The organism is Myxococcus sp. AB036A, from assembly GCF_006547355.1.
GTDB lineage: Bacteria > Myxococcota > Myxococcia > Myxococcales > Myxococcaceae > Myxococcus > Myxococcus virescens.
The window spans coordinates 1-5785 of sequence record NZ_VHLC01000191.1; the positions used below are offsets into that span (position 1 = coordinate 1).

At 68.3% G+C, this 5785-nt stretch carries 1 protein-coding gene; it reads left to right on the forward strand.

Annotation, left to right across the window (positions count from 1 at the left end):
- Positions 1-5785: non-ribosomal peptide synthetase (locus FL344_RS37730; RefSeq protein WP_141621907.1), on the forward strand; the 5785-nt coding region annotated here is incomplete at both ends.

A 5785-nucleotide genomic window follows, 5' to 3' on the forward strand; every position in this document is an offset into this window, starting at 1 on the left:
AGCGGCAGCGGTGGTGAGGGGAGAGGGGCAGGAGAAGCGGGTGGAGGCGTACGTGGTGGCGCCGGGAGGAGAGGGAGGGGCGCTGAAGGAATACGTGAGGCAGAAGCTGCCGGAGTACATGGTGCCGGTAGTGGTGGTGGTGCTGGAGGCACTGCCGCTGACGCCCAACGGCAAGGTCGACCGCAAGGCACTGTTGGCCTCCGAAGCGGGGCCTTCCGAGCCGCGTCAGCACATCGAGCCGCGTACGGTCACCGAGCAGCGGCTGAGCATCATCTGGTGTGAAGTGCTGGGCATCGAGCGGGTGAGCGCGGACGCTGACTTCTTCGAGTTGGGCGGGCACTCGTTGCTGGCCACTCAGCTCATCGCGCACATCCGCTCCGCCTTCGGCGTGGAGTTGCCCCTGCGCACGCTCTTCGCGTCACCTGTTCTCGAAGGGCTCGCGCTGCGAATCGAGGAGTCGGCGCGGGAAGCGGCGGCGCCGAGCGTGCCAGCGCTGACCCGGGTACCTCGCATGGGCGCATTGCCCGTGTCGTTCGCCCAGCAGCGGCTCTGGTTCATTGACCAGCTCCACCCGGGCAGTGCCAGCTACAACGTCCCCATCGTCCTCCGGATCGAGGGCTCGCTCGATGTGGGCGCGTTGCAGCGCGCGTTCTCCGCGCTGGTGGCGCGTCATGAGTCATTGCGAACGACGTTTGCCTCCCACGAGGGCCAGCCTGTCCAGGTCATCCATCCGGCCATGGACGTCCAGCTCGCCTTCGAGGACTTGAGCACGTTGCCGGAAGAGGAGCGCGAGGCCGAATTCCGCGCGCGTGCGACTCGAACAGCCCTGCGGCCGTTTCATCTGGAGCGCGGCCCCCTGGTGCGCGTGGGGCTGTCGCGACTGTCACCGGACGTGCACGCCCTGGTGCTGGTGCTGCATCACATCGTCTCGGATGGCTGGTCGCTGGGCGTGCTGGTCCGCGAGTTGGGCGCGCTCTATGCGGCCTTCCTCGAAGGACGGTCTCCCGGGTTGCCGGAGCTGCCCGTGCAGTACGCGGACTACGCGGTGTGGCAGCGGCAATGGCTGAGCGGCGCCGTGCTGGAGACACAGCTCGACTGGTGGCGGCAGCAGCTGTCTGGCGCGCCTCCTCATCTGGAGCTGCCCACCGACAAGCCCAGGCCGGCGACGTTGTCGCACCGCGGTGCATGGGTGCCGGTGCGGCTGTCACGGCCGATGAGCGACGCCGTGACGGCGCTGGCCCATGCGGAGGGAGCCACGCCCTTCATGGTGCTGCTGGCGGCCTTCCAGCTCCTGCTGTCGCGCTACTCGGGACAGGAGGACGTGCTGGTGGGCTCGCCCATCGCGGGTCGCCGGTACGAAGAGACGGAGGGGCTCATCGGCTTCTTCGTCAACACCTTGGTCCTCCGCGCTCAGGTCCAGCCCCATGCCACCTTCCGCGAACTGTTGGCACAGGTGCGTGAGCGCACGCTGGGGGCGTACGAGCATCAGGACCTTCCCTTTGAGAAGCTCGTGGAGCATCTGCAACCCGAGCGGAACCTGGGGCGCAGCGCGCTCTTCCAGGTCCTCTTCGTGTTGCAGAACGCCCCGGTGGGGCCGTTGGCGCTGCCCTCGCTGACCGTGAAGCCGATGGGGTTGATCGACAAGGAGGCGGCCCGCTTCGAGCTTTCGTTGAGCCTGGGGGAGACCCTCCGGGGGTTCGAGGGCTTGCTCCAGTTCAGCACCGACCTCTTCACGGCGGCCACGGCGGAGCGGATGGTGTTCCACCTGGAGCAGGTGCTGAAGGCCGTCACCACGCGGCCCGAATCGCGCCTCTCCGAGATACCGCTGCTGACCGATGCCGAGCGTCATCAGGTGCTGGTGGAATGGAACGGCTCGATAACGGCTCTCCCGTGGGTGGCTGTCCACCGGCGCGTCGAGCACCACGCGGAGCGGACGCCAGAGGCGCCCGCGGTGCGGTGCGAGGAGCGGGAGCTGACGTACCGCCAGTTGGAGGCGCAAGCCAACCAGTTGGCGCACCACCTGAAGGGAATGGGGGTGGGCGCGGAAATGCCAGTGGCGCTGTGCCTGGAGCGGGGCGTGGAGTGGGTGGTGGCGATGCTGGGGATTCTGAAGGCGGGAGGCGCGTACGTGCCGCTGGACCCCGCGCAACCCGAGTCCCGCCTGCGCGCGCTGGTGGAAGAAGTGGCCGCACCGGTGGTGGTGACGCAGGCGCGGCATGCAGCGACGTTCGAGGGACTGTCGGCGCGCCGGCTGGAGATGGATGGAGACGCGGCGCGACTCGAGGCACAGCCGACGGCAGCACCGCGAGTAGAGGTGCAACCCGAGCAACTGGCGTACGTGCTGTTCACATCGGGAAGCACGGGGCGGCCCAAGGGCGTGGCGGTCACACACGGACAGCTTGCCAACTACGTGGAAGCGGCGAATGCGCGGCTGGGGTTGGCGGAGTGCACGAGCTTCGCGCTGGTGTCGACGGTGGCGGCGGACCTGGGAAACACGGTGCTGTACGCGGCGCTGTGGACAGGGGGACTGCTGCATGTGCTGACGCAGGAGAGGGCAAGCAGCGCGGCGGGAGTGGAGGAGTACTTCCAGCGGCATGGGGTGGAGTGTTTGAAGTTGGTGCCCTCGCACCTCGCGGCGTTGATGAGTGGCGCCGCGCCCGGGCGGGTGTTGCCGACGAAGCGGCTGGTGGTGGGAGGCGAGGCGGCGTCGTGGAGCCTGCTGGAGCAGGTGGCGGCGTTGGCTCCCGGGTGCGAGGTGCACAACCACTACGGCCCGACGGAGACGACGGTGGGTGTGTTGGCAGGGCGAGTAGAGCTGCCGCGTCGAGCGGAGTCACCCGCGACGGTGCCGCTGGGACGGCCGATGGGCAACACGCGGGTGTACGTGCTGGACGGGAGCCTGCGTCCTGTGCCGGTTGGAGTGGGGGGAGAGTTGTTCGTGGGAGGGGCGCAGGTCACGCGAGGGTACGTAGGGCGCCCGGAGTTGACGGCGGAGCGGTACGTGCCGGACCCGTACAGCGTGGAGGCTGGAGCGAGGATGTACCGCACGGGGGACAAGGTGCGGTGGTTGGGGGATGGGCGACTGGAGTTCATCGGGCGGACAGACTTCCAGGTGAAGGTGAGAGGGTTCCGGGTGGAACCCGGAGAAGTGGCGGCGGTGCTCAGCGCGCATCCCGACGTCCAGGACGCGGTGGTGGTCGCGCGAGAAGAGGTGCCTGGAGACAAACGGCTGGTGGGCTACGCCGTTCGTACGGCCAGGGCGGCTCCGGACATCGCGGCCCTCAGGGCCTTCCTCCAGCAGCGGCTTCCTGGGCACATGGTGCCGTCGGCGCTGGTGGTGCTGGACGCCCTGCCGCTGACGCCCAATGGCAAGGTGGACTGGCGCGCGCTGCCCGTGCCGAACGTGTCGGCGCGTGGCCCGGCTCCCGCCTATGAGGCGCCGGCTTCCCCCATGGAAGAGTCGTTGGCCGCTGTCTGGGCCCACGTCTTGCGGGTGGAGCGGGTGGGCCGGGAGGACGACTTCTTCGCGTCGGGTGGACATTCGCTCCTGGCCACGCAGGTGGTGGCGCGTGTGCGTGCGGTCCTGGGCGTAGAGGTCCCGCTCCGCGCCCTCTTCGAGGCGCCCACCTTGAGGTCCTTTGCCCAGCAGGTGGAGCAGGCGACTCGAAGCCAGACGCTGCCCGCGCTGCGTCCGATGCCTCGGGGGGACCGGGTGCCGCTGTCGTTCGCGCAGCAGCGACTGTGGTTCCTGGATCGGCTGAAGCCGGGCGGCACCGAATACAACGTACCGTATGTGCTGCGGGTGGAGGGCCCCCTGGATGTGTCTGTCCTGGAGCGATCCTTCTCGGAGCTGGTGCGCCGTCATGAAGTCCTGCGTACGGCCTTCCCGGATGAGGGCGGAGCACCTGTCCAGCGCATCGCTTCGCCATCGCCGGTCCACCTCTCCGTGGTTGAGCTGGGCGCCCAGGATGAGTCCGAGGTGCGGCACCGGGTGCGCGCGGAAGTCGACCGCCCATTCGAGCTCGCGCGTGGGCCGCTGCTACGCCCCCTGCTGTTGAAGCAGTCCGAGCAGGCGCACGTCCTCGTGCTGCTGTTGCACCACATCGTCTCGGACGGCTGGTCCGCGAGCGTGCTGCTTCGGGAGTTGGCGGCGCTCTACGACGCTTTCTCGCAAGGGCTGCCATCACCCTTGCCGGAGCTGCCCGTGCAGTACGCGGACTACGCGCTCTGGCAGCGCGAGTGGTTGAAGGGCGAGGTGTTGGAATCGCAGGTTCGCTACTGGCGCGAGGCACTGGCGGGCGCGCCGCGATTCCTGGACCTCCCCACGGACAGTCCTCGCCCCGAGGCGCAGACCTTTCGAGGCGGAGTCCAGCGGCAGATGTGGCCGAAGGCGCTGTGGCAGCAAGTGGAGGCGACCGCGCGGCGAGAAGGGGCCACGCCGTTCATGGTGCTGCTGGCAGCGTATCAGACGGTGTTGTGGCGGCTCTCGGGTCAGGACGACATCAGCGTGGGCTTCCCCATCGCGGGTCGCACGCAGGCGGAGACGGAGGGGCTCATCGGCAACTTCGCCAATACCCTGGTGCTGAGGGCTCGCGTACGTCCCGAGCTTTCCTTCCGGGACATGTTGGCGCAGGTGCGTGAGGTGACCCTGGGCGCCTACGCGCACCAGGACGTCCCATTCGAGAAGCTGGTGGAGGCATTGCAGCCAGAGCGGGACCTGAGTCGCAGCCCGTTGTTTCAAGTCTCCCTGACACTTCAGAACACGCCTGCGCCCGAAGTGAAGCTGCGACAGGGATTGTCGCTGACGGTGATGGACGCGCGGATTCAGACGTCGAAGTTCGACCTGTCGATGTTCGTCGTCGAGCTACCGGAAGGTGCCGCCGCGTCAGTCAATTACAACAGCGACCTGTTCGAGGCGAAGACGGCGGAGCGGCTACTGAAGCAGGTGTCGGTGCTGCTGGAGGCCGCGGTCGCGAATCCGGAGACGCGCCTGGGCGAGCTGTCGTTGATGTCAGGGGAGGAGCGGCGCGTCCTGGTGGAGGAGTGGAGCGGGAGGCGAGAGGAGTACCCGAGGGAGGCGTCGCTGGCGGAGCTGTTTGAAGCACAGGTGGAGAGGACACCGGGCGCGGTGGCGGTGGAGTGGGCAGGGCAGCAGGTGAGTTACGAGGCGTTGAATCGCCGAGCAAACCAATTGGCGCACCACCTGAGGGGAATGGGAGTAGGCGCCGAGGTACGAGTGGGTTTGTGCGTGGAGCGCTCGTTGGAGTGGGTGGTGAGCGCGCTGGGGATTCTGAAGGCGGGTGGCGTGTACGTGCCGCTGGACGCGAGCTACCCGCTGGAGCGGCTGGGGTGGATGAAGCGAGAGGCGGGGGTGGCGCTGCTGGTGGCGCAGGAGCGGCTGGCGGACGAGGTGGCGTCGGGTGGCGAGTTGGTGGTGTGCGTGGACACGGAATGGGACACGCAGATTGCGAGGCAGCCGGAGACAAACCCGGGAGTCCGAGTGGGAGGAGGCAACCTGGCGTACGTGATGTTTACGTCAGGAAGCACGGGGAAGCCGAAGGGGGTGGCGGTGCCGCAGCGTGCGGTGACGCGGCTGGTGTTGGGCGGCGGAGTGGCGGACTTCGGGCCTGAGGAGGTGTGGCTGCAACTGGCGCCGACGGGCTTCGACGCGTCGACGTTGGAGGTATGGGGCGCGCTGCTGCACGGGGGGAAGCTGGTGGTGTACCCGGAGGGGCCGCTGGAGTTGGAGGCGGTGGGGCGGAGGCTGAAGGAGGCAGGGGTGACG